At 59.3% G+C, this 285-nt stretch carries 1 pseudogene; it reads right to left on the bottom strand.

The annotated features are described in order from the left end of the window. Positions 1 to 285, bottom strand: a pseudogene (locus tag XpruCFBP8353_RS24590) (ABC transporter permease); the annotation flags it as partial.

Genomic DNA, 285 nt, shown 5'->3' with positions numbered 1-285 from the left:
TGGTGCACTGCCTCTTGTTCGATCCGGAACGCATCGACTGAGGCATCCAGGGTCGCACCGCCAAAGGCTGCTGCGATGCAGCTCAGTGCAATCAGCGGAAGGCTGCCAGCGACAACGCTCAGGACAAGGCCTAGGAGAGAGATGGCGACCATGATCGAAGACAAGACAATCCAGCCTTGACGGTGCGACATGGTGCTTCTAACGACCGGCGCACGACGTTGGTCGAGATGGCGGGCCCATAGGAATTTGAGGGAGTAAGGAAGTGCGGTCCAAGCCAAGGCACCG

Source organism: Xanthomonas prunicola (assembly GCF_002846205.1).
Taxonomy (GTDB): domain Bacteria; phylum Pseudomonadota; class Gammaproteobacteria; order Xanthomonadales; family Xanthomonadaceae; genus Xanthomonas; species Xanthomonas prunicola.
Note: the sequence above shows the minus strand (reverse complement) of the source record. Positions and strands in the feature narration are given on the sequence as shown.